This window comes from Fluctibacter halophilus (assembly GCF_020687825.1).
In the GTDB taxonomy this organism is placed as follows: Bacteria; Pseudomonadota; Gammaproteobacteria; order Enterobacterales; family Alteromonadaceae; genus Fluctibacter; species Fluctibacter halophilus.
The window spans coordinates 786944-807642 of sequence record NZ_JAJEWP010000001.1 but is presented as its reverse complement, the minus strand read 5'-3'; the positions used below and the strand labels follow the sequence as shown (position 1 = coordinate 807642).

Here is a 20699-nt window from a genome sequence, read left to right as displayed (position 1 = left end):
TGACAATAAAAAAAGGGGGCTGCAGCCCCCTTTTTTGAATCAACTGTCGCGACTAAGGCATCGCCGGTACCAGCAACTGACGCAGTTGCTCAATAGCCTTGGCTTCCTGCTCAGCCAGTTCACCGTCAGCATGGCTGATCGCTTCGGCAAGTTCCAGCGCCTGATCCTTGATCGACTGGTCAATTAACTGCCTTGCACGGTGTGCGATATAGTCATCGACCTCACCCAGCAAGATTGCATTTTCAACCTTTTCTTCCGTTTCAGACAGATAAACATCGCGATCCACTTCACCGCTCCAGGGTATATCCGCCACCCATTGGTGCATAAATCGGGTTTCTTCTTCGGTGACAACACCGTCAATGTGTACAAACAAAACGATCAATTCCAATAGTGCCTGACGTTGCAATTGATCTTCGCAACGTCCCATATCCAGAGCTTCTATAAAACTGGCAAAGCGCATCTTTTTCTCCATTGAGGTTTCACGCTGGTGTTTCCCGTCATGTACTGATAGGCTTGCGCTCGCCGCACTGTCGGCGCATGCCATCATTTAATCGCAACATGACAAGACATTACTCTAGACCACAATGGCTGAAGACAACAACAAAATCCTGCCAGATCCTGGTACCGTCAGTCTCGGGATCAGTAACCCGAAAAACGCCGAAAACATGGGCAGTGTGCTACGCGCAGCCAAGTGTTACGGGGTCAGCGCGGTATGGTTCACCGGTCAGCGCTTTCACTATGCACGCCGCTTCAACACCGACACTCAGCAGGCCGCTCGGCAAATCCCCACCGTCGGCTGCGATGACTTGTTGGCAATGCGGCCTCGCGGCGCGAGCATCGTGGCAGTAGAATTGGTAGAAGGCGCCACGCCACTGCCGGCATTTGAGCATCCTGACAATGCTTACTATCTGTTCGGCCCGGAAGATGGCTCGCTAGACCAAACGACCCTGGATGGCTGTGACGCTGTGGTCTACATCCCCACCAACGGCTGTATGAATTTGGCAGCAACCGTCAATGTGTTGCTATACGATCGTCTGGCCAAACGTCCCTGTTCGGTGGACAACGTTGGCTGGGTTCAGGCAACCAGGGACACCAACAACCGAACGCGTAAAAAACCCACCGACGCCTAATTATTTTACCATGGTGAAGTTTTAGACATTTCCATTGTCATTCGTCCGTAACCGTGTATAAATTAGAATCGTGACTATAATCAGGAGGTTAACCTCACTGATCCGCACGAGCACTAAGAGGACTGAAGCAAATGGTAGATGAAAACCGCATCCCACGTAATTCCATGGACGACCATTCCAATGAAATGGCCCAGAAACGCCGTGAATTCTTGACCGAAAAGACCGGCTCCCCGTTAAAGTATACCGGGGACTACACCATTGACCCGGCAGTGTTGCCTGGCAACGTGGAAAATTTTATCGGTATCGTACAGATGCCTGTTGGGGTCGCGGGTCCCGTACAGATTAACGGCGAACACGCCAACGGCCTGTTCTATGTGCCACTGGCCACCACTGAGGGCACACTGGTCGCCAGTTATTCCCGAGGCATGCGCGTAATCAATGAGTGTGGAGGCGTGAAAACCACCGTGGTTGAAGGTTTCATGCAACGGGCACCGGCGTTTATTTTTGAAGATGCCCGACAAGCCCGCGAATTCGGCCAGTGGGTAGACGATAACCTCGACAAAATTCGCGCCGCAGCAGAATCCACCACCAGCATCGGCAAGCTCACCCACATCCACCAATGGTCAGTGTCTAAAACCCGCTACCTGCGCTTTAATTACACCACCGGCGATGCCGCCGGACAAAATATGGTCGGCAAAGCGACCCTGGCAGCCTGCGAATGGATCAAAGCCAACTACCCATCCGCCTGCGAGTACCTGCTGTCAGGCAATATGGATACCGACAAGAAGCACAGTCACCTCAACATGCTGCACTCACGCGGCAAACGGGTCATCGCTGAAATTGTGTTGAAAAAAGACGTGTTGGCCAAAATCATGAAGGTTGATACCAAGCTGCTGGCCCGCGCCACCGTGTTAGCCAACACTGGCGCGTTGATGGCGGGCGCGGCCTACAATGGTCCCCACTCTGCCAACGGCATTGCATCTTTGTTTATTGCCACCGGCCAAGACGAGGCAAACGTGGTGGAATCCCATGCGGGGTTACTGTCCCACGAACTGTTACCCAATGGTGACTTCTACCTGTCGGTGACCCTACCCTCACTGATCGTTGCCACCTACGGTGGTGGCACCGGATTACCGACTCAAAAAGAGTGTCTGGAGATGCTCGGTTGCTATGGTAAAGGCAAGGCCAACAAGTTTGCCGAGATTGTCGCCGCCACGGTATTGGCCGGTGATATCTCTCTGGCCTGTGCTGTCATTGCCGGCCACTGGGTCAGCAGTCACGACAAAATGGGCCGTAACCGCCCCTGATCCCCCGTTAAGAAGATGCCGGTGCCCGCACTTTATGTGCGGTCACCGGAACACCATTGAGTACCGCATTGCCAGACAAGGCATCAATTGCCCGATCGTCAGTCAGGCGATTCACATTCACGCCGCTCACGGCAAACGCCTCCCCTCCCCAGGTTTCAGGTACATCATGGCCCCAACCATGAGGCACACTGACCACACCGGGCATAATGTCTTCTGTAATGTCGACCGGTAGCCGGATCTCACCCCGCTCACTGCGCAATATCACCGTTTCATCCTGCTCGATGCCGAGGTTGGCAGCGTCATGGGGATGCATCTGAACATCACAGCGGTTGTTGCCCTTAACCAGACGATCCACGTGATGCAGCCAGGAATTATTCGATTTCAGATGACGTCGACCAATCAACCACAGATGGTGCGGGGGCTCATAGGGCGTGTCAAAAAAGACCTCTTCTACCCGCTTCAAATCGGCAAAGAAGTGTTGCAGATGCAATTCAATGGTGTTGCTTTCTGTGAACAGTGCGTTGGGTAAGTCGGGTTGTAGCGGGCCTAAATCGATACCATGAGGGTTGGCTTTGAGGGTATCAATACTCAGCTCATGACTGTTGGCATAACGACCATGACGTAGCAAATTATCAATGATGCCGCTCGGCGTTGTCTGTTGTAAGGGCTTGAGCGGATCAGCGTTACCGTATTTTTCGACCAACAACTTTTCAGCCAGCATCAGGTATATTTGCCAGTCTGATTTGTGCGCTTCGCTGGTACTGAACAGGGCCGGCGAAAAGGTAGCAAAGTTGCGCACTGCCAGCTTATGAAACACCAGATCATAGTGATCCCGTTCAAGGGGCGATACCGGCGGCAGAATAATATCCGCATTCGCATTAGATTCGTTCAGATAGAAATCGATGGCAACCAGAAAATCCAGTTGTGACAGTGCCTTGGACAGTTGATCAGCATTCGGCGTCGAAATAACCGGATTTCCTGCTGCGATCACCATCGCCCGGATCTGGCCCTCCCCTGGAGTAAGAATTTCTTCTGCCAGACAGGCTACCGGAAACTCACCGGCAAACGATGGCAACTGACGAACACGGCTGTGATGACGGGCCATAGCCCCGTGCCCCCCTTGGGACAAATGGTCTGCGGCTGGCTGGGTAAACATCATTCCACCGCGACGGTCAAGATTACCGGTCAACATATTAAACAGCATGATCAGGTACTGATTCAGGGTTCCGAACGCTTGTACACTCGCGCCCATGCGCCCGTACAGCACGGCACTGGGCGCATGGCAAAAACAATCGACCAGTGCACGCAAGCTGTCCGGTGATACGCCGGTGTGAATCGCTGTGCGTTCCGGCGGATACGCCGCCACAAAATCACCAATCGACTGCCATTCGGGCAGATAGTCGCTGAGGTGTTCGGGATTGACCAAGTCACGCTCAAACACGTCGCACAGCATCGACAACAGCAACAACACATCCGCACCGGGGCGGATAAACAGGTGATCCGACGCCATCTGGGCCGTTTCGGTGCGTTTGGGATCAATCACAATGACCTGACCGCCGCGCTGCTGAATGGCCTTGAGGCGCTGTCTCACATTGGCCACGCTCATGATGCTGCCATTCGACGCCAGCGGATTGCCACCAAGAATAACCATGCACTGGGTGTGATCAATATCCGGTATCGGGATCTGCAATTGATGACCGAACAACAGTCGGCTGACCACATGATGAGGAAGCTGGTCCACACTGGTGGCGGAAAAGCGGTTGCGGGTATTCAGAGCCCTGTAGAACGCAGGCCCATACAACAAACTGCCCATGTTGTGGGCATTCGGATTGCCCAGATATACGCCAACGGCATCATCACCGTGAGCGCGCTGAACCGCCAACAGCCCACTGACCACTTTATCAATCGCGGTTTCCCATGACACGGGCTGCCACTGCCCGTTGACCCGTTGATGGGGCTGACGCAAGCGCTTTGGATCCTCATATAAATCTTTCAATGAAGAGGCTTTAGGACACAAATACCCCTGACTGAAGGGATTTAATTTGTCACCCTTAATACTGAGGATCTGGTCACCATCGTGGCGTACCTCGATACCACACATTGCTTCGCACAGCGTACAGGTGGCGTAATGGGATTGCGCGGACATAATCACTTCCTTTGTTGCCTGACATCACCACGTTACTGCCAAGGTCCAAAATAGACAAGCATCACGCAAATTTATCCGGCCAACAAAAAAAGTCCCATGAGATTTAAACCTTTTGCCCATTTGCCTCGACTTAAGCGGTGATTGTTCTCAAATTTTGCAAGGTAAACCGGATGAAAATTGCAGACACCAGCGCACAGGATGTGGTCATCGCACCCAGTCGCAAAAAGAAACCCTATGTCATTGCTGCCGTGGCAGTGGCTCTGTGTGCACTGCTGTACACAACATTAGCCCCCGCGATCAGTAACTGGTCAAATTCCGATGTCAGCATCAGCCGCGAACGCGTGCGCCTGGCACAGGTCACCCAGGGAGATCTGACCCGCGATCTGTCGGTGCAGGGACGGGTAGTTGCCGCCGTCAGTCCTCGGCTGTACAGCCCGGCACAAGGCACCATCACCTTTACCGTCGATGCCGGTGATGCGGTCGAAAAAGATCAGGTTCTGGCCACCATTGACAGCCCCGAACTGACCAACCAACTGCAGCAGGAACAAGCCAGTTTGCAGGAATCCCGCATGGCATTGGATCGCCAGAAAATACAGGCCAAGAAACAAACCCTGGAAAACCAGAAAGCGGTTGATTTGGCCAAAGTGGCACTGACTGCCGCCGACCGTGAAAAACGCCGTGCAGACAAAGCTTACGAACACAACTCCATCAGCCAGATTGACTACGAAAAGGCCCAGGATGACCTCGAGAACGCCCGTTTGGTATATCAACATGCGGTCAAAGATGCCGAACTGAACGAGGAGAGCCTGGCGTTCGAAATACAGACCAACGAATTGCAGGTGCAGCGTCAGGCACTGTTGGTGGACGAACTGAGTCGCAAAGTGGAAGAGTTGACACTGCGTTCGCCGGTTAACGGCATCGTCGGCAACCTGGCCGTTGAACAGAAAAACCAGGTGACCAAGAACCAACCCATCTTGTCTGTGGTTGACTTGAGTGAATTTGAACTGGAAGTGGATATTCCGGAAAGCTACGCCGACGACCTGGCCATCGGAATGGATGCCCAGGTAACCCTCAATGGTGAAACGCACCTGGCCACATTGGTCACTATCTCCCCGGAGATTGAGAACAATCAGGTGACCGGTCGGGTGCGATTCGCCACCCATGATGCACAGGGTACAGCCCTGACCAGCCCACAGGGCCTGCGTCAGAATCAGCGTTTAACCACCCGCATTTTAATGGAAAACAAAGCCAATGTACTGATGGTACAGCGCGGCCAGTTTCTGGAAAGTGGCAGTGGCCGCATCGCCTACCGGGTGATTGATGACATCGCTCATCGGGTCCCCATCGAAACCGGCGCACGTAGCCTGTCCAGCGTCGAAATCATGTCCGGCCTGTCGGTCGGCGACACCATTATCGTGTCCGGCACAGACCCGTTTAACGGTGCCGAACGTGTACTGCTCACCCAGTGAACTACCCACTGACAACGAACTCAAGGAAAACAACATGTTAGTAATGAACGACATCAAAAAAGTGTTCCGAACGGATTTGGTTGAAACCCATGCACTGCGCGATTTTAACCTGCAGGTGGATGAGGGGGATTTTGTCGCCGTCACCGGTCCCTCCGGTTCAGGTAAAACCACCTTTTTGAACATCGCTGGCCTACTGGAAACCTTTGAGGGCGGCCAGTACCTGCTCGACGGTCAGGACGTCAGCCAACTGAATGACAAGGCGCGCAGCCAACTGCGCAACGAAAAAATTGGCTTTATCTTCCAGAGTTTTAACCTGATCCCTGATCTGGATCTGTTTGACAATGTGGATGTGCCCTTACGTTACCGAGGTTTCAACGCTGCCGAGCGCAAACGTCGCATCGAATCGGCCCTGGAAATGGTCGGCTTGGCCAACCGCATGAAGCACCTGCCGGCACAATTGTCCGGCGGTCAGCAGCAGCGTGTGGCGATTGCCCGTGCATTGGCCGGCGAACCACGCTTCCTGCTCGCCGATGAGCCGACCGGAAACCTGGATACCAAGATGGCCCACAGCGTGATGGAGTTGCTGAAGGAAATTAACCAGGCCGGCACCACCATTGTCATGGTGACCCATGATCCTTCCTTGGCCCGCGATGCCAAGCGCAACATCTATGTGCGCGACGGCAAGGTCAGCGAATTACATTCTGTGGGTCAGGAGCTTCCTGACGCGGCTAACGCCTAAGGAGCGGTCATGTTTAGCTATTATTTGCGCCTGGCCTTCAAAAGCCTGCGTCGAAACCCGATTTTATCCGCGTTGATGGTGGCAGCCATCGCGCTGGGCATCGGCTCAAGTATGACCACCATTACGGTGAATTACCTGATGTCAGCGGATCCCATTCCGGAAAAAAGTGACCAATTATATTACGTTCAGGTCGACAGCTGGGATCCCAACAATCCGTATGATGATGAAAGTAACGATCCTCCCAATCAGCTGACCTGGACTGATGCCACCAACCTGATGCGCGCCAAACAGGCACCGGCGCAAACCGCTATGGCCAAATCAGGCGGCATCATTGAACCGGTGAATCAGGATGATAAACCGTTCGAAGCGTCCATTCGTCTGGCATTTAACGATTTCTTCAGCATGTTTAACGTACCCTTCCTGTACGGCAATGCCTGGAGTGACGTCGCTGACGACGAGCGCCAGCAGGTCATCGTGCTGACCCGCGCCATCAATGACAAGGTGTTTGGTGGTGAAAACTCGGTTGGACGTTCAATGGTGATGGCCGGTAAAACCTTCCGTGTTGTCGGTGTCATGGATAACTGGCAACCAACGCCAAAATTCTATGACGTTAACAACGGTGCGTTTGACGAAGTGGAAGAAGTGTATATGCCCTTCTACCTCAAAGAAGAACTTGAGCTCCCCAACTGGGGCAATACCAATTGCTGGAAGAGCCCGGAAGGTGAAGGTTTCAAAGCATTCCTGCAATCCGAGTGCATCAACTTCCAGATGTGGGTGGAGTTACCTACTCAGGCTGACAAAGCAGACTATCTGGCCTTTCTGGACAACTATGCGCAGGAACAAAAGGCGCTGGGCCGCTTCCCTCGCCCACTGAATAACCGTCTGTCCAATGTGATGGAGTGGATGGAAAATCAACAAGTGGTTGCCGACGATGCGCGCATGATGATGTGGCTGTCATTCATGTTCCTGGCAGTATGTTTGCTCAATACCATCGGCTTGCTGCTGGCCAAATTCACCGGAAAATCCGCTGAGATTGGCTTGCGTCGTGCGGTTGGCGCTTCCAAGGGAGATCTGTTTGCCCAACACCTGGTCGAAACCGGCCTGATCGGTGTGCTCGGTGGTTTGTTCGGCCTGGGACTGGCGCTTCTGGGGCTGGAAGGGATCAAATCCCTGTACGGCAACTTTGTCGACAACCTGGCAAGCCTCGATATAACCCTGGTCATCGTGGGCTTGTTATTGGCATTGGTGTCCAGTATCGCCGCGGGTCTGTATCCAACCTGGCGGGCATGCAACATCGCACCGTCCAGCCAACTGAAAAGCCAATAGGAGTCTGACATGTTAGAAATTGGCCCCATTTTCCGCGCATTGATGCGCAACAAGGTTGGTGCAGTGCTGATCGCGATCCAAATCGCCATCACCATGACCATCATCGTCAACTCGGTGTTCATGATCGTCGAACGCAATGAAAAAATGCAGCGTCAGAGTGGCCTGGACGAAGCCAACACCTTTCACATCAGCAGTGTTGGGTTTGGTGAGGGCTTTAACCCCAGAAGCACCGTCGAAGCTGATCTCGCCCAACTGCGGGCGCTGCCCGGAGTCGTGGACGCCATCCAGATCAACGCCTTACCCATTAGTGGTGGCGGCTGGTCGATGGGCCTGCAGACCGAGCCTGGCGCTGAACATGACGGTACAGGCGTGGCGGTCTACATGGTCGATGAACACGGCATCAATGCACTGGATGTTGAAGTGATTGCCGGCGAAAACTTTGCGCCCAGTGATATCCGTTGGCGGGCGTCCCGTTCGCCGACCTGGCCTAACAAAGTGATCCTGACCAAAGCCATGGTTGAGAAATTGTTTCCGGACAGTCCCTGGGCGGATGCGGTCGGTAAAACCGTGTACATCAATGACAACGATCCGATGATCATCAGCGGTATTATCGACAAATTGCAGGCCCCGTGGGTCGGCTGGGATAACGTTGAAAATGCCATGCTGTCACCGGAACGCATGGAGTTCACTGCGACCCGATACCTGATCCGCACCCAACCGGGTCAGCGCGATCGCCTGATGCCTGAGGTTGAAGAAATGCTTGCCAGCAGCAACAAGCAGCGGGTGATCAGGGGCATGCGTACCGTCGAAGAGGACCGCGAACGCAGCTACCGGGGAGACAGTGCAATGATCAAAATTCTGACCACGGTAATGGTGATCCTCACCATCGTCACCGCGCTGGGTATTGTCGGTCTGGCCAGTTTCAGCGTGAACCGCCGTCGCAAGCAAATCGGTACCCGTCGGGCGCTGGGCGCCAGTCAGGGGGCAATTCTGCGTTACTTTATGCTGGAAAACTTCCTGATCAGTTCCGTTGGCGTGGTACTCGGTGCCGGTTTAACCATTGGCCTGAATATCTTGCTGGTCAATACCTTTGAGATGAACCCGATGAACTGGTATTACATCCCGATCGGTATGCTGGTGCTGTGGCTGGTGGGTCAGGTCGCCGTATACGGACCCGCTCGAAGAGCGGCAGGCATTGCGCCGGCAACCGCGACCCGCACGGTGTAAGTGACTCTGGCAACGGACTGAACGCTCAGTTTTGCAACTAACAAGACACCGCACAAAGCGTCACCCCACTGGGTGGCGCTTTTTTATACCAGTCCGTTAATCCAGATGGCCGCGGCTAATGCGGCGGGTGTTAACACGGTGGCTGCAACGTTTAACCCCAGCGCCTTGTGGGTCAGCGTCTCCCTCACCTGCACAGCCGCGAATACGCTCAGTGTCCAGGGCAACAAACCGATCACATACCAGGGTTGTGTCCATGCCAACAACAGCAATCCACCGCCACTTATCCCAACGCCGGCCTGATAAATCCGCACCACGGTGTCTGCGCTACAAACCACGGGTAACGTTCTGCGCCCCACTTGGGCGTCGGCAGCACGGTCTGGGATTTGATTCAACAGCAACAGATTGTTGGCCTGAAAAAACAATGGAATGGCAACGAAAACAGAAAGAAGGATGTGTTCGGGTCCCAACACCCACACAGTACCGGGCAGCATTAACCCTGCGAATCCCACTCCCGGCGCGGCCCAGCAAAGCCATGGGCTGCGGTTCAGATAGCGTGTATAGGTCACAATGATCAGGATCCCAACCGCCCCCATCAGCAGTAACTCAGTCCCTTTGAGAATGACAATGGACAATCCGCTGACCATCAGCAGTACCACACAGGCTGCAGCCAGAACCCTGGCGGCATAAGCATGCTCAGGGTGGGCCTGCAAGGCGCCACTGCCGCCACTGAACGGGGTTCGCTCGGTCAAGCCGTCCAACCCACTGTGGTCATCTTCAACTTCATTGACCACATTCACCGCGATGTGGGCCAGTAACGCTACGACACAGACCAGGCCGACCAGATTCAGGTCGATGTCCTGAGCCTGACTCACGGCCAGTGACACGGCCAGCAACAAATAACTGACTGTCAACGCCAGGAATGGCGGGCGCATGGTCATTAACAGGGTTTTTAACATGGTGATTCCTTTTTCGACATCAGTCGGCCAATACCGCCAGCCCCTTTAGCAGGGCATACACAGGGTCTCCGACTCCCAGCTCAAGGCGATGGAAAGCCCGCACTGACACTTGAGCGAGCAACGTGGCACCGTTGCATTCGAGCGCCAGCCAGACCCATCCGGCAGGCTCCTGGGTGATCGCCTTAATCATGGCGGGCAGACAATTCTGGATACTGCTATCACGCAGAGGTTGACGGCTGATGCTCACGTCTCTGGCGGCAATGCACACGCGCATGCAAGTCCCCTTCACCGCCTCACCAACCCATATAAGCGCTCCTACGGGGGTGTCCAACACCACACTGTGGTGAGCGGCATTAACACTGCTCACCTGTCCTTCCACGACCGTCATGGCCCTGTGGTGTCGAACCAGCGTACCACTGACATCAGCGAACATCTCGGCAACACTGCCCTGCTGACACACCCGTCCCTCTTCAAGGTAGACAAGATGATCCGCCAAGCGAGCCATGTCATCTCCATCATGGCTGACATACACTATCGGCATCCAGTCACGCCGCTTCAGGCGCTGTAAGTAAGGTAATATCTGTTCTTTGCGGCCGGGATCCTGGCCACTCAACGGTTCATCCAACAACAACACCTGTGGTGACGAGAACAGCGCCCTGGCCATGGAAACCCGTTGCGCCTGCCCACCTGACAGCTCAGCGACAGATTTATCCATCAACGGCCCAATATCCAGCAATGCAATCACCTCATCTGCATCAATATCATTACCCGAATGAGGTGTGGCGCGTCGTTGGGCAAACGCGAGATTTCCGGCCACATCCAGGTGGGGAAACAAATGCGGGTGCTGGGACACCCAGCCGACACGGCGTTGCTCGGTCGGTGTCCACGCATCATCGGCTTGCCAAAGATGTTCGTTGAAGCGCACCGACACCGAATGGTGCCCTTCCAGCCCGGCGATCACCCTCAGGATCGTTGACTTACCTGCACCTGAGGGCCCCATAATCCCGGTAACCCCCTCGACTGGCAGTGTACAGTCAATGTCCAGTGACCACGACTTTCTTTGCAAATGACCTTTTATGCGAATCATCGCCCCAACCCCCGAACCCGGCGGTTCAACGCATAAACTGTCAGCATCAACACCAGCGCAATCACCAGCATTGTTGCTGCCAGTTGGTGTGCCGCAATGAAATCGATGCTTTCTACATGTTCATACAGGGCGATGGAGGCGACCTGGGTTTGACCGGGAATATTGCCACCAATCATCAACACGACACCGAATTCACCTAGCGTGTGGGCAAACCCGAGTGTTGCGGCAGAAAGAATACCCGGCAATGTCATCGGCACTACGACGCTAAAAAAACGATCTATCGGACCCGCCCCCAAGGTTGCTGCAGCTTCTAACGTCGGATCAGGAATATCACGAAAGGCTTGTTGTATCGGTTGCACCACAAATGGCAGTGAGTACACCATCGAACCTATCACCAGTCCCTCAAAACTGAATGCCAGGGTACCCAATCCCAGCTGCGCCAGCGGCCCTTGTTGGGACAACAGCAACAGTAGATAAAAACCCAGCACGGTGGGCGGCAACACTAAAGGTAACGCCACACAGGCTTCGATGACAAAACGAAAGCGCCAACGACTTTTCGCCAGCCACCAGGCCAGCGGCAGGCTGACCAACAGCAGCAACACGGTGCTCACTAGCGCCAGTTGCAGGGTCAGAAAAATGGCTTCAAGGTCCCCTTCACTCAACAACGAATGCATTGATACCCCATTTGCTGGATCTGCGTCGCAACCGTGTCACTTTGCAAATAACGATACAGGGCCTCCGCCCGGCTGGCGTCTTTCAGCAGCACCATGCCCTGCAGTATGGGTTCGTAAAGGTGTGAGGGAACGGTCCAGATTTTTGCCTGGTCGGTCTCCAACAAACGCACCTGGGCATTGCTGATAAACGCAACAGGCACATCACCGGCAACAAAAAATTGCAGTGCCTGGGCAATACTCTCGGCCCGGATCAGGTTCTTATCCCCGGTGTTGACCGCCAGTCTGTGCAGAACTTGTTGCGCTGCCCGCCCATAGGGTGCCAGGCGTGGATTGGCAATGACCAGGGTATTGACGCTGTTGAGCCATTTAGCCGGTGAGGCCTGAGGCCAAGGCTGCTGGCTGACCGCCACCAAAGTACCCCGGGCATAAACCACCACACTCGGTCGGGCTGTTAACCCTTTTTGCAGCAGTTTTTGTGGACGCTCGGTATCGGCTGCCAGAAACACATCAAAGGGTGCGCCATGCACGATTTGGCTGTACAACTTGCCGGTAGAGCCCACCGACACTGACAGCCCGGATGAAATCGTCTGTGGCGCACGGGCCATCAGCGTGTCGAAAGATTGAGCAAAATTACTTGCCACTGCCACCCGTACGGTGACGTTCGGCTCAGCCCGTGCAATCGTTGCCAGGGTGCTTAGCAACCCCAACAGCCATGCGCTGAGCCGAAGGCTCACCATGGCAGTAATTCACCATTGGCATGCCAGAAGCTACCGCTGTTTTCAATATTCAACCCTTCGATACGTTGGGCCAGACGCTGAGCGGCCACATCCGGACTGATGTCACCGCCATAGGAGACCATCTCTGTCTGCACGTAACCGGGGTGCAGTAACGCAACGGCAATACCCCGCTCGGCCAAATCCCGGGCCAGTGAAACGCCCGCCGCATTGAGGGCAGCCTTGGACATCCGGTAGCCGTAATACCCGCCTGAACCGTTGTCAGACATACTGCCCATACGGCTGGTGATCATCGCGACTTTAGCGGGGTTTTTGAGGTTTTTCAGTAAACACTGGGTCAACAACAATGGACCCATCGCGTTGACGCGAAACTGATGTTCAATGGTGTGCGGGTCCCAGTCGTCGATGGTTTCCCGCCCCAGTACGCCGGCGTTGTTGATTAAAATATCAATTTTGACGTCTTTGAGACGGGCCAGCGCTTCAGGTAACTGTTCAGGTTGTCCAACATCCACTTTGTCCACTACCGTTGCCCCTGAGCTGTTCAGCGCATCTGAACTGTTGCGACACAGGCCGTAAACGTCACAACCTTTGGCCACATAGTGATGAACCAGTTCCAGACCAATGCCACGGTTAGCACCGGTGATAACGACTGTCGTCATACACAAACTCCTCGTTATTGCTGTTGCAGATAAGTAAGCAGATTCGCCAGATCTTGAGGCGTATCGATGCCGGCGGGAGGTGACTTGTGAGCAACATCCACATGGATTTTTTCACCGTGCCACAGCACCCGTAACTGCTCGAGCGACTCGATCTGTTCCAACCCGGACGGTGCCATGTTGACATACTGCTTTATAAAGCCGGCGCGGTAGGCATAAATGCCAATGTGACGCAGGTAATAGTCACCGATCTCGTCAATGGTATCCGCATCCAGAAAACGCGCCCGATCATAGGGCACCGTTGCTCGGGTAAAATACAGCGCATAGCCAAGTTTATCGGTGACCACTTTCACCGCATTAGGGTTAAACGCCTCTTCGACATCCGTGATCGGCACCGCCAGGGTGGCCATTTCAGCCTCTCGGTGAGTATGCAAATTCTCCGCCACCTGCTGGATATTTTCCGCCGGGATGAAGGGCTCATCCCCCTGTACATTGACCACCAGTTCATGAGCAAGCAGCCCTTCGACGTCGACCACTTCAGCCAATCGTTCGGTTCCCGACTCATGATGGGCTGCGGTCATGCAATAGTGACCACCAAAATCGGCGACCGCTTTTGCCACCCGTGCATCATCCGTGGCCACAATCACCCGGCTGGCGCCCGCCTCCTGGGCACGCTCATAGACATGCTGCACCATAGGTTTACCCTGAATATCGACCAGTACTTTGCCGGGGAAACGGCTCGACCCAAACCGGGCCGGAATGATGACGGTGAATTCCATACTTACTTGCTCCGCGCTTCCATTTCTTCGCTCGACAATTCCGTCGCCTCGTTTTGCAGCAGCACCGGGATATTGTCACGGATCGGGTACACCAGACGGTCGAAGCGACACAATAATTCATTGTGTTGTTTCAGGTACTGGAGCTCGCCTTTACACGCCGGACAGGCGATGACGTCGAGCAGCTTGTTATCAAATGCCATTGGATTTCCTCAGATTCTTACGCACCGTTTCTAACCGGCTTAACAATTGTTGCTTAAAAGTATCACTCAGTTTTGCCGTTACCGGCAAATACCACCAGTCGTGATGGGCAATGTCGCGACATTTGACCGCGTCTTTTTCTGTCATCAGCAAGGTTTCTTTAGGCAGATCATCGACAGTAAAACGGTGATGGTCAGGGAACGGCAACGTCTGTTTAAGGGCGACGCCGCGAGATTTCAACATATCAAAAAATCGCTGCGGATAGCCTATTGCGGCAGCCGCAATCACGCTTTTTTTCAACCCCGACAATGACTGGCTCTGATTAGGATGTTTTACATTCACCAACTGGCCTGCCTCCAACAACATCAAATGCTCGCCGCTATGTGACTGACCGCCGTTGGCAACAATGTAATCCACCGTTTGCAGACGTTGCCTGGATTCACGCAGCGGTCCCATGGGCAATAACCAACCGTTGCCAAAGCGGCGCTCACCATCCACAACAACGATTTCAATATCCCGTTTCAACCCATAGTGTTGCAATCCATCATCACACAAAATGACATCACAACCGTGTTTAGTGACCAGAACATTCGCCCCTCTGGCACGCTTGGGGTCAACCACCAAAGGACAGCCAATATGATGGCGCATCAACACAGGTTCATCGCCAACCTGTTGAGGCGAGCTGTCGGTCGTCACATCCAGCGGATAGTCAGCGGCCTTACCACCGTAACCACGGCTGAGTACGCCGGGTCGGTACCCATGCTGGCGCAGCCATTGGGCAAGCCGAATCACCAAGGGGGTTTTACCGTTACCCCCAACGGAAATATTACCGACCACAATGACCGGCACACCGGGATGGCTGGCCTTTAACCAACCAAGGCGATAGCCAAGTCTGCGCAGCGCAGATACCAGCCAGAACAGCGCCGTTAGCGGCGCCAGAAACCACACCAGCCACTGCCATCCAGGTGCCCGCCGATACCACAGCTTTTCGATCGGGGTCATGGCGCGGTAGTCCCCTCACTGAATTGCATCGCATGCAATTGTGCATACGCCCCGCCTTTGGCCAATAGCTCGGCATGATTGCCCGCTTCAATAATACGCCCCTGCTCCACCACCAGAATTTGATCGGCACTTTCAATGGTAGAAAGACGGTGCGCCACCACCAGACTGGTGCGGTCTTTTTGCAGGGTTTCCAACGCATCCTGGATCAGTCGTTCCGACTCGGTGTCCAGTGCCGACGTCGCCTCATCCAGGATCAGGATCGGCGCATCCAGCAGGATGGCGCGGGCAATGGCAATACGCTGACGTTGTCCACCGGACAGCATGAGGCCATTCTCCCCGATCATGGTGTCCAGCCCTTGTGGCAATTGCTCAGCAAATTCAATCACGTGTGCAACCCGTGCAGCCTGCTCAATCGCTTCCCGGCTGACACGTTCCGTTGACCCGTAGGCAATATTGTTGGCGATGGTGTCATTGAACAGGGTGACGTGTTGTGACACCAGCGCGAACTGACGGCGCAAATCCTTCAATTGAATATCGTTCAGTGACGTACCGTCCAGTGTGACCTGGCCTTGCTCTACGCTGTAAAAGCGCGTCAACAGACTCGAAATGGTGGATTTTCCACTGCCGGAGCGTCCTACCAGCGCACAGGTCTGTCCCGGTGCCACATGGAAACTGACATTGCGCAATGCAGGCTCGTTTTTACCCGGATAGTAAAAGGTGACATCATCAAATGCGATCTCCCCTTGTGCCCGTGCCAACTGGCGGGTGCCGTTGTCTTGCTCTGCGGCCTGATCAAGGACCTCAAATACACTGGCACAGGCAGCCATCCCGCGCTGAAATTCACTGTTGATCGTGGTCAGTTGTTTCAGTGGTTTAAGCAAGGTGGTCATTGCCACCACCACGGTGGTAAACACACCCGCCGTCAGATGCTCAATCATATCTGGCAAGCTGGCGACATAGAGCACGAATGCCAGCGCAATAGATGCTATCACCTGTACGGTAGAAACACTCAGGATGCGGGTTACCACCAGCTTCATGTTTTGTTGGCGGTTATGATTATTCTGGGCCTGAAATTTGGCTTGCTCTTTTTCCTGACCGCCAAACATCAACACCACTTTATGGCCTTTGATCACCTGTTCAACGCTGGATGTCAAACTGCCCATGGCTTGCTGGATACTGTTGCTGACATGCCTGAAACGTTTGCTGACAGCGCCGACAATCCAGGCCACTAACGGGCCAATCAACACAAAGATCAACGACAGTTGCCAGGACAGATAAAACATCCAGAACAACAGACCAATGACAAACACCCCTTCCCGGATCAGAATGGCAAAGGCCTTTCCTGCTGCATTGGCCACTTGCTCGGTATCATAAATCACTTTGGATATCAGGTTGCCAGCGGCGTGGCGGTCATGAAAAGCAACCGGCAGATGAATGTATTGGGCAAACAGTTGCTGACGCATGCGCATCACTACCTGGTTGCCAATCCAGGCAAGGGTGTAATTGCCCATAAAATTCATTAGCCCGCGCAACAAGAACACCGGCACCACAAAGTAAGATGCCAGGCGCAAATAGGTGTAGTCTCCGGTGGTCAGACTCTTGTCAATCACCGGTGCCAGTTGGGAAATCACAAAAGCATCCACCAGCGCATAGCCGGCCATGCCCAGCATAGCAATCATGAAAGCCAGTTTGTAATCCACCAGATAGCGCGCAAAGCGACGGTATTGGCTGGCAGAGGGAGCGTGTTTGGTCATCAATTCGTCAACTGTGGAATAGCGATAATCAGTGTTTCACTGCATTGTACCTGTTACACCGAATTTCCCCAAACAATCAACAACCTAATTCTGCTGTGTTCGTTCCGGAGCGGGTAAATTTGCAAACCAGAATGGATAGTGATGGAAACGATAACTGGTCATTGAATCTGCCTGCGGTTTGCCGGCCGTCCAGGTGATCTGCCCATGTTGCCCGGTGGCCCAAAGCTGGCTGCCGGCACGGACATACCGATCCACAACCTGCTGACGAGGAAAGCCCCAACGGTTTGCCAGTCCCTGACTGAATATCACATGCTGCGCAGACGCCCAGCGAATGAACGCTGGTGACGACGACGTACTGCTGCCGTGATGGGGAGCCACCAGCACATCCACGCCGGCAAAATCGGGATAATCGGCAATCAGTTGTGCTTCTGCAGCCTGGTCAATGTCACCGGTGAGCAATACCCGTTGCTGGCCGTCATCAATCAGCAACACACAGGAGCTCGGATTGCCCGTCAGGTGGTGTTGCTGCGGAGGCCATAACGCCTGCAGTGTTAGCTGATACCAGCGAAGACGCATACCTCGTCTGCAGACATCACGGGATGAAAGCACCGGGCCGTGCAAAAAGTGCTCGCGCAGCCACTCCAGCCCTCCGGCATGGTCATTGTCAAAATGACTGATCACGATACCGTCCAGCGACGCCACGCCTTGGTGGGCCAACGCAGGCTGAACAACCGCCTGGGCCAAGGCAAAACCACTGGGGTACGCTGCGCCAGTATCGTACAACATGGCGCGCTGACGTGTTTCGATTGCCACCGCCAGGCCCTGACCAACATCCAGGACGTGTACCTGCCACTGTGGCAAGGGCGCACTGAAACGGAAACTGAGCAACGGCAAAGCACACAAACACAACACACTAAACCGCCAGCGCGCACCCGGTACACATAGCCACACCAATCCTGCCGCCCATATCAACCAAGCCCACCACGGCAGCCCCGTCCACTGTGCCGTACCGCCGTAACCAATCAATTGATCGAGCCAGGGTACTCCCCGGGCAATCATACTATCCAGCGCCGCTACCATAACGCTTGCCCAGCCAGGAACCACCACCATCAACACCAAGGCAATCAGTATTGCCGGCAACAGCAAACAGGCGAACAGCGGCACGAGTACAATATTCAGCGGCCAGCTCCAGGCACTGACAATCCCAAAGTGATGGGCAGACAGCGGCATCAGCGCCAGCCATAAAACAGCCTGCATCCACAAGGCGGCGACGATAACGCCCCAAGGTCTAGGCAACGAATAAAAACGCTTGAAACGCCAATGCTGGGCAATCAACACCGCGACAGCCACAATACTCAGCCAGAAACTGACCGACAGCACAGACAGCGGCTGGATCAGCAGGATCACCAACAAACACCACAGTAGCAAGCGACCGGGCACAAGGCGCTGGGTACGTAACAGAAAGAGGCAGGCAATCACCAACATGACAAAGGCCCGTAGCGTCGGTGTGCTCCAGCCTGCTACTGTGGCATAAAGGGCACAACCGGATAGCATGACCCAAATGCGCCCCACCCGACCGTCGGACGTATCCACACAGCGCAGACGCAAACGACACAGTGCCGCATAACAACAGTACCAGCAACTGCCGATCACCGTTGCAACCAGCCCAAGGTGCAGCCCGGATATGGCCACCATGTGGCTCAAACCCGTGTATTGCAAAACATGCCAATCAGCGTCGGTGAACCCGCTGCGCTCGCCAATCATCAATGCCAGTAACCAGCCGGGCCGTCTCAGTGACTGTGCGAGTAACCTGTCAGCTATCTGCTGTCGCAACGATATGTCGGCTGCCAATGGCAAGCAGTGCCCCGTCACGGCCCCTTTGGCGTGGAATCCGTGGCTCAGTAGCCATTGCTGGAAGTGAAACCCACCCCGATTCGCTGTGCCTTTCAGACCAGACAGGCGTACCGGGCAGCGCCAGCGACTGCCCTGTCGGGGTGTTTGTCCGGTGTCCATCCAGTAAAGCCTGATCCGCTTAGCTGGATACACCTGACGTGCAGACCAACGTTCAATGTGAAATTCCAGTGCTGCTTCGTTGCCCGTGTGCAGCGAAGCAACCGAGCCCTCAATCCAGGTTATTTGGCGCAAAAGCGTGTTTGGATATTGCCAATACAAGTGCCAATGTCCTACACTCGCCATCCAGACGACCCCCAACAAGGCTGCCGCGAACTGTCGGGCCATTGTTGTTGTCGTAAAAAGGAATACCACCGCAAAGCCAATACACAGGGTTATAACCCACCAAGGTGGCAACGAAGGCAGAAGCAGTATGCAGAAACAGCCTGCAATAAAACTGCAAACCGATTTGTCCATACTGGGCCGATGTCCTTATCGTGTTGTTGGAAAAAACGTAGTAGCTTTTATTCATGCCGAAGAAAATTATTAAACGCTTTTTGCCGGATCACCAGACGATCAAGGATCAGAAAGTGCTCGCCATGTTCGGATCTGTACTGCACGATCCCAATTTATGGCACCTTAACCGACGCTCCGCCGCAGGTGCGTTCGGCATCGGTATGTTTTTCGCCTGGTGGCCGGTACCGTTCCAGATGTGGCTATCCGCTGCATCGGCCATTCCACTGCGGGTTAACCTCCCTCTGTCCGTTGCGACCGTCTGGATAACCAATCCTTTTACCATGCCACCGATGTTCTACGGGGCCTACCTGTTAGGTGTTGCATTGATAGGTGCCCCCCCCCAGGAATTCAGCTTTGAACTGAGTTGGTCATGGGTCGTACAAAGCATGGAAACCATTGGTCCGGCGTTTTTGTTGGGCTGTGGGGTGTTATCCGTGGTGTGCGGTGCGGCGGGTTATCTTGGCCTGAATATGCTGTGGCGCTGGTCGGTGCGTAAAGCCTGGCGCACTCGCTGTGCACAACGCAAAGCCATCGCCCGCTTGCGCACCGAAGCGCGCATCAATAACAGCAGCCTGGGCCGCAACAAAGAGCCTTAACCCTGAGGCTCAGGGTACCTTTCGGCCATCTCCTGTATATCAGCAACGATCAGCCCTTTAAGAACGTCAAGATCGACGTCTGCCAGGGTGTTAATGTACACACAGGAGTTCTTGTGTTTGTATTTACCCAGCCGTTCAGCCAGATCTGGACGCCGCTGTATGCCCGCACCAATGTACACACTTAAATTTTGCTTGCGGGGCGAAAAGCCGGTGCGAAAAAAACGCTCTTGTTTGCCATTCGCCAACGGATAGGTGTATTCACCGAAGCCGATGATTGCCGGCCCCCACATCACACCTTGGGTGGCACAAACCTCGCGGAACAACGCCAATAGTTGAGCGGCGTCGCGGGCGCGACGCGGATGCTCCAGCGCGCTGATGAATTCATCAACACTGGCTTGAGTAGGTTGGGTTTTGTTCGTCACTGGCGCGGCTCCTCCCACAACCCGGCCAATCAACCGGGCGCGTTAAAAATCGCCATTAGCTCGAACGTCGACAAAGCAGTGCTTGCGACGT

Annotated in this window: 20 protein-coding genes; 7 read left to right on the top strand and 13 right to left on the bottom strand. The window is 54.4% G+C overall.

Going from position 1 to position 20699, the window contains the following annotated elements:
* Positions 1-52: 52 nt before the first annotated feature.
* Positions 53-472: a tellurite resistance TerB family protein gene (locus LJ739_RS03785; protein WP_229157264.1), complete on the bottom strand. Its 420-nt coding sequence runs from the start codon at positions 470-472 to the stop codon at positions 53-55.
* A 112-nt stretch (positions 473-584) separates the two neighbouring features.
* On the opposite strand from LJ739_RS03785, the gene LJ739_RS03780 reads away from it, so the two are divergent.
* Together LJ739_RS03780 and LJ739_RS03775 are read left to right on the top strand one after the other, a co-directional pair.
* Positions 585-1130 (top strand): RNA methyltransferase, encoded by a 546-nt coding sequence (locus tag LJ739_RS03780; RefSeq protein ID WP_229157263.1) that lies wholly within the window; start codon positions 585-587, stop codon positions 1128-1130.
* A 131-nt stretch (positions 1131-1261) separates the two neighbouring features.
* Complete coding sequence (locus LJ739_RS03775) at positions 1262-2437, top strand: hydroxymethylglutaryl-CoA reductase (protein ID WP_229157262.1); 1176 nt, start codon at positions 1262-1264, stop codon at positions 2435-2437.
* Positions 2438-2444: 7 nt separating this feature from the next.
* On the opposite strand, the gene LJ739_RS03770 is transcribed toward LJ739_RS03775, so the two are convergent.
* Positions 2445-4583: a molybdopterin-dependent oxidoreductase gene (locus tag LJ739_RS03770; RefSeq protein ID WP_229157261.1), complete on the bottom strand. Its 2139-nt coding sequence runs from the start codon at positions 4581-4583 to the stop codon at positions 2445-2447.
* Positions 4584-4753: 170 nt separating this feature from the next.
* Between LJ739_RS03770 and LJ739_RS03765 the strand changes: the two genes are divergently transcribed.
* Genes LJ739_RS03765 through LJ739_RS03750 form a run of 4 tightly spaced genes read left to right on the top strand, consistent with a single transcriptional unit; the run spans position 4754 to position 9344 of the window.
* Positions 4754-6052 (top strand): efflux RND transporter periplasmic adaptor subunit, encoded by a 1299-nt coding sequence (locus LJ739_RS03765; RefSeq protein ID WP_229157260.1) that lies wholly within the window; start codon positions 4754-4756, stop codon positions 6050-6052.
* Between the two features lie 34 nt (positions 6053-6086).
* Positions 6087-6791 carry an ABC transporter ATP-binding protein gene (locus LJ739_RS03760; RefSeq protein WP_229157259.1) on the top strand — a complete coding sequence of 235 codons (705 nt, stop codon included), beginning with the start codon at positions 6087-6089 and terminating at the stop codon, positions 6789-6791.
* A gap of 9 nt (positions 6792-6800) precedes the next feature.
* Complete coding sequence (locus LJ739_RS03755) at positions 6801-8117, top strand: ABC transporter permease (RefSeq protein ID WP_229157258.1); 1317 nt, start codon at positions 6801-6803, stop codon at positions 8115-8117.
* A 9-nt stretch (positions 8118-8126) separates the two neighbouring features.
* Positions 8127-9344: an ABC transporter permease gene (locus LJ739_RS03750; protein ID WP_229157257.1), complete on the top strand. Its 1218-nt coding sequence runs from the start codon at positions 8127-8129 to the stop codon at positions 9342-9344.
* An 83-nt stretch (positions 9345-9427) separates the two neighbouring features.
* On the opposite strand, the gene LJ739_RS03745 is transcribed toward LJ739_RS03750, so the two are convergent.
* The 10 genes from LJ739_RS03745 to LJ739_RS03700 all read right to left on the bottom strand — a co-directional run bounded on the left by LJ739_RS03745 (position 9428) and on the right by LJ739_RS03700 (position 19551).
* Complete coding sequence (locus tag LJ739_RS03745) at positions 9428-10300, bottom strand: prenyltransferase (protein WP_229157256.1); 873 nt, start codon at positions 10298-10300, stop codon at positions 9428-9430.
* A gap of 19 nt (positions 10301-10319) precedes the next feature.
* Complete coding sequence (gene modC / locus LJ739_RS03740) at positions 10320-11387, bottom strand: molybdenum ABC transporter ATP-binding protein (protein WP_229157255.1); 1068 nt, start codon at positions 11385-11387, stop codon at positions 10320-10322.
* Positions 11384-12061 carry a molybdate ABC transporter permease subunit gene (modB, locus tag LJ739_RS03735; protein WP_229157254.1) on the bottom strand — a complete coding sequence of 226 codons (678 nt, stop codon included), beginning with the start codon at positions 12059-12061 and terminating at the stop codon, positions 11384-11386. The genes modC and modB overlap by 4 nt, the downstream gene beginning before the upstream one ends.
* Positions 12046-12798: a molybdate ABC transporter substrate-binding protein gene (gene modA / locus LJ739_RS03730; RefSeq protein ID WP_229157253.1), complete on the bottom strand. Its 753-nt coding sequence runs from the start codon at positions 12796-12798 to the stop codon at positions 12046-12048. The genes modB and modA overlap by 16 nt, the downstream gene beginning before the upstream one ends.
* A complete protein-coding gene (locus LJ739_RS03725; RefSeq protein ID WP_229157252.1) occupies positions 12792-13454 on the bottom strand; it encodes an SDR family oxidoreductase in 663 nt (220 codons plus the stop codon). The genes modA and LJ739_RS03725 overlap by 7 nt, the downstream gene beginning before the upstream one ends.
* Before the next feature lie 14 nt (positions 13455-13468).
* Entirely contained in the window at positions 13469-14230 is a 762-nt protein-coding gene (gene kdsB, locus LJ739_RS03720) for a 3-deoxy-manno-octulosonate cytidylyltransferase (protein WP_229157251.1), read from the bottom strand.
* A 2-nt stretch (positions 14231-14232) separates the two neighbouring features.
* Positions 14233-14430, bottom strand: coding sequence for a Trm112 family protein (locus tag LJ739_RS03715; RefSeq protein ID WP_229157250.1), 198 nt, complete (start codon positions 14428-14430; stop codon positions 14233-14235).
* Positions 14420-15430: a tetraacyldisaccharide 4'-kinase gene (gene lpxK, locus LJ739_RS03710; RefSeq protein ID WP_229157249.1), complete on the bottom strand. Its 1011-nt coding sequence runs from the start codon at positions 15428-15430 to the stop codon at positions 14420-14422. Before lpxK ends, LJ739_RS03715 begins: the two co-directional genes overlap by 11 nt.
* Positions 15427-17184, bottom strand: coding sequence for a lipid A export permease/ATP-binding protein MsbA (gene msbA / locus LJ739_RS03705; protein ID WP_229157248.1), 1758 nt, complete (start codon positions 17182-17184; stop codon positions 15427-15429). The genes lpxK and msbA overlap by 4 nt, the downstream gene beginning before the upstream one ends.
* An 84-nt stretch (positions 17185-17268) precedes the next feature.
* A complete protein-coding gene (locus LJ739_RS03700) occupies positions 17269-19551 on the bottom strand; it encodes a DNA internalization-related competence protein ComEC/Rec2 (protein ID WP_229157247.1) in 2283 nt (760 codons plus the stop codon).
* A 53-nt stretch (positions 19552-19604) separates the two neighbouring features.
* Here LJ739_RS03700 and LJ739_RS03695 point away from each other — a divergent pair, with 53 nt between their 5' ends.
* Complete coding sequence (locus tag LJ739_RS03695; protein WP_229157246.1) at positions 19605-20186, top strand: DUF2062 domain-containing protein; 582 nt, start codon at positions 19605-19607, stop codon at positions 20184-20186.
* Here the strand turns inward: LJ739_RS03695 and LJ739_RS03690 are convergent.
* Positions 20183-20608, bottom strand: a complete 426-nt coding sequence (locus tag LJ739_RS03690) for a DUF1801 domain-containing protein (RefSeq protein WP_229157245.1) — start codon at positions 20606-20608, stop codon at positions 20183-20185. The genes LJ739_RS03695 and LJ739_RS03690 overlap by 4 nt on opposite strands.
* Positions 20609-20699: the final 91 nt, after the last annotated feature.

What these genes read in the sequence shown, in the direction of transcription:
- LJ739_RS03785 (WP_229157264.1), bottom strand. Translation starts at nt 472, where the DNA reads ATGGAGAAAAAGATGCGCTTTGCCAGTTTTATAGAAGCTCTGGATATG.
- LJ739_RS03780 (WP_229157263.1), top strand. Translation starts at nt 585, where the DNA reads ATGGCTGAAGACAACAACAAAATCCTGCCAGATCCTGGTACCGTCAGT.
- LJ739_RS03775 (WP_229157262.1), top strand. Translation starts at nt 1,262, where the DNA reads ATGGTAGATGAAAACCGCATCCCACGTAATTCCATGGACGACCATTCC.
- LJ739_RS03770 (WP_229157261.1), bottom strand. Translation starts at nt 4,583, where the DNA reads ATGTCCGCGCAATCCCATTACGCCACCTGTACGCTGTGCGAAGCAATG.
- LJ739_RS03765 (WP_229157260.1), top strand. Translation starts at nt 4,754, where the DNA reads ATGAAAATTGCAGACACCAGCGCACAGGATGTGGTCATCGCACCCAGT.
- LJ739_RS03760 (WP_229157259.1), top strand. Translation starts at nt 6,087, where the DNA reads ATGTTAGTAATGAACGACATCAAAAAAGTGTTCCGAACGGATTTGGTT.
- LJ739_RS03755 (WP_229157258.1), top strand. Translation starts at nt 6,801, where the DNA reads ATGTTTAGCTATTATTTGCGCCTGGCCTTCAAAAGCCTGCGTCGAAAC.
- LJ739_RS03750 (WP_229157257.1), top strand. Translation starts at nt 8,127, where the DNA reads ATGTTAGAAATTGGCCCCATTTTCCGCGCATTGATGCGCAACAAGGTT.
- LJ739_RS03745 (WP_229157256.1), bottom strand. Translation starts at nt 10,300, where the DNA reads ATGTTAAAAACCCTGTTAATGACCATGCGCCCGCCATTCCTGGCGTTG.
- modC (WP_229157255.1), bottom strand. Translation starts at nt 11,387, where the DNA reads ATGATTCGCATAAAAGGTCATTTGCAAAGAAAGTCGTGGTCACTGGAC.
- modB (WP_229157254.1), bottom strand. Translation starts at nt 12,061, where the DNA reads ATGCATTCGTTGTTGAGTGAAGGGGACCTTGAAGCCATTTTTCTGACC.
- modA (WP_229157253.1), bottom strand. Translation starts at nt 12,798, where the DNA reads ATGGTGAGCCTTCGGCTCAGCGCATGGCTGTTGGGGTTGCTAAGCACC.
- LJ739_RS03725 (WP_229157252.1), bottom strand. Translation starts at nt 13,454, where the DNA reads ATGACGACAGTCGTTATCACCGGTGCTAACCGTGGCATTGGTCTGGAA.
- kdsB (WP_229157251.1), bottom strand. Translation starts at nt 14,230, where the DNA reads ATGGAATTCACCGTCATCATTCCGGCCCGGTTTGGGTCGAGCCGTTTC.
- LJ739_RS03715 (WP_229157250.1), bottom strand. Translation starts at nt 14,430, where the DNA reads ATGGCATTTGATAACAAGCTGCTCGACGTCATCGCCTGTCCGGCGTGT.
- lpxK (WP_229157249.1), bottom strand. Translation starts at nt 15,430, where the DNA reads ATGACCCCGATCGAAAAGCTGTGGTATCGGCGGGCACCTGGATGGCAG.
- msbA (WP_229157248.1), bottom strand. Translation starts at nt 17,184, where the DNA reads ATGACCAAACACGCTCCCTCTGCCAGCCAATACCGTCGCTTTGCGCGC.
- LJ739_RS03700 (WP_229157247.1), bottom strand. Translation starts at nt 19,551, where the DNA reads ATGGACAAATCGGTTTGCAGTTTTATTGCAGGCTGTTTCTGCATACTG.
- LJ739_RS03695 (WP_229157246.1), top strand. Translation starts at nt 19,605, where the DNA reads ATGCCGAAGAAAATTATTAAACGCTTTTTGCCGGATCACCAGACGATC.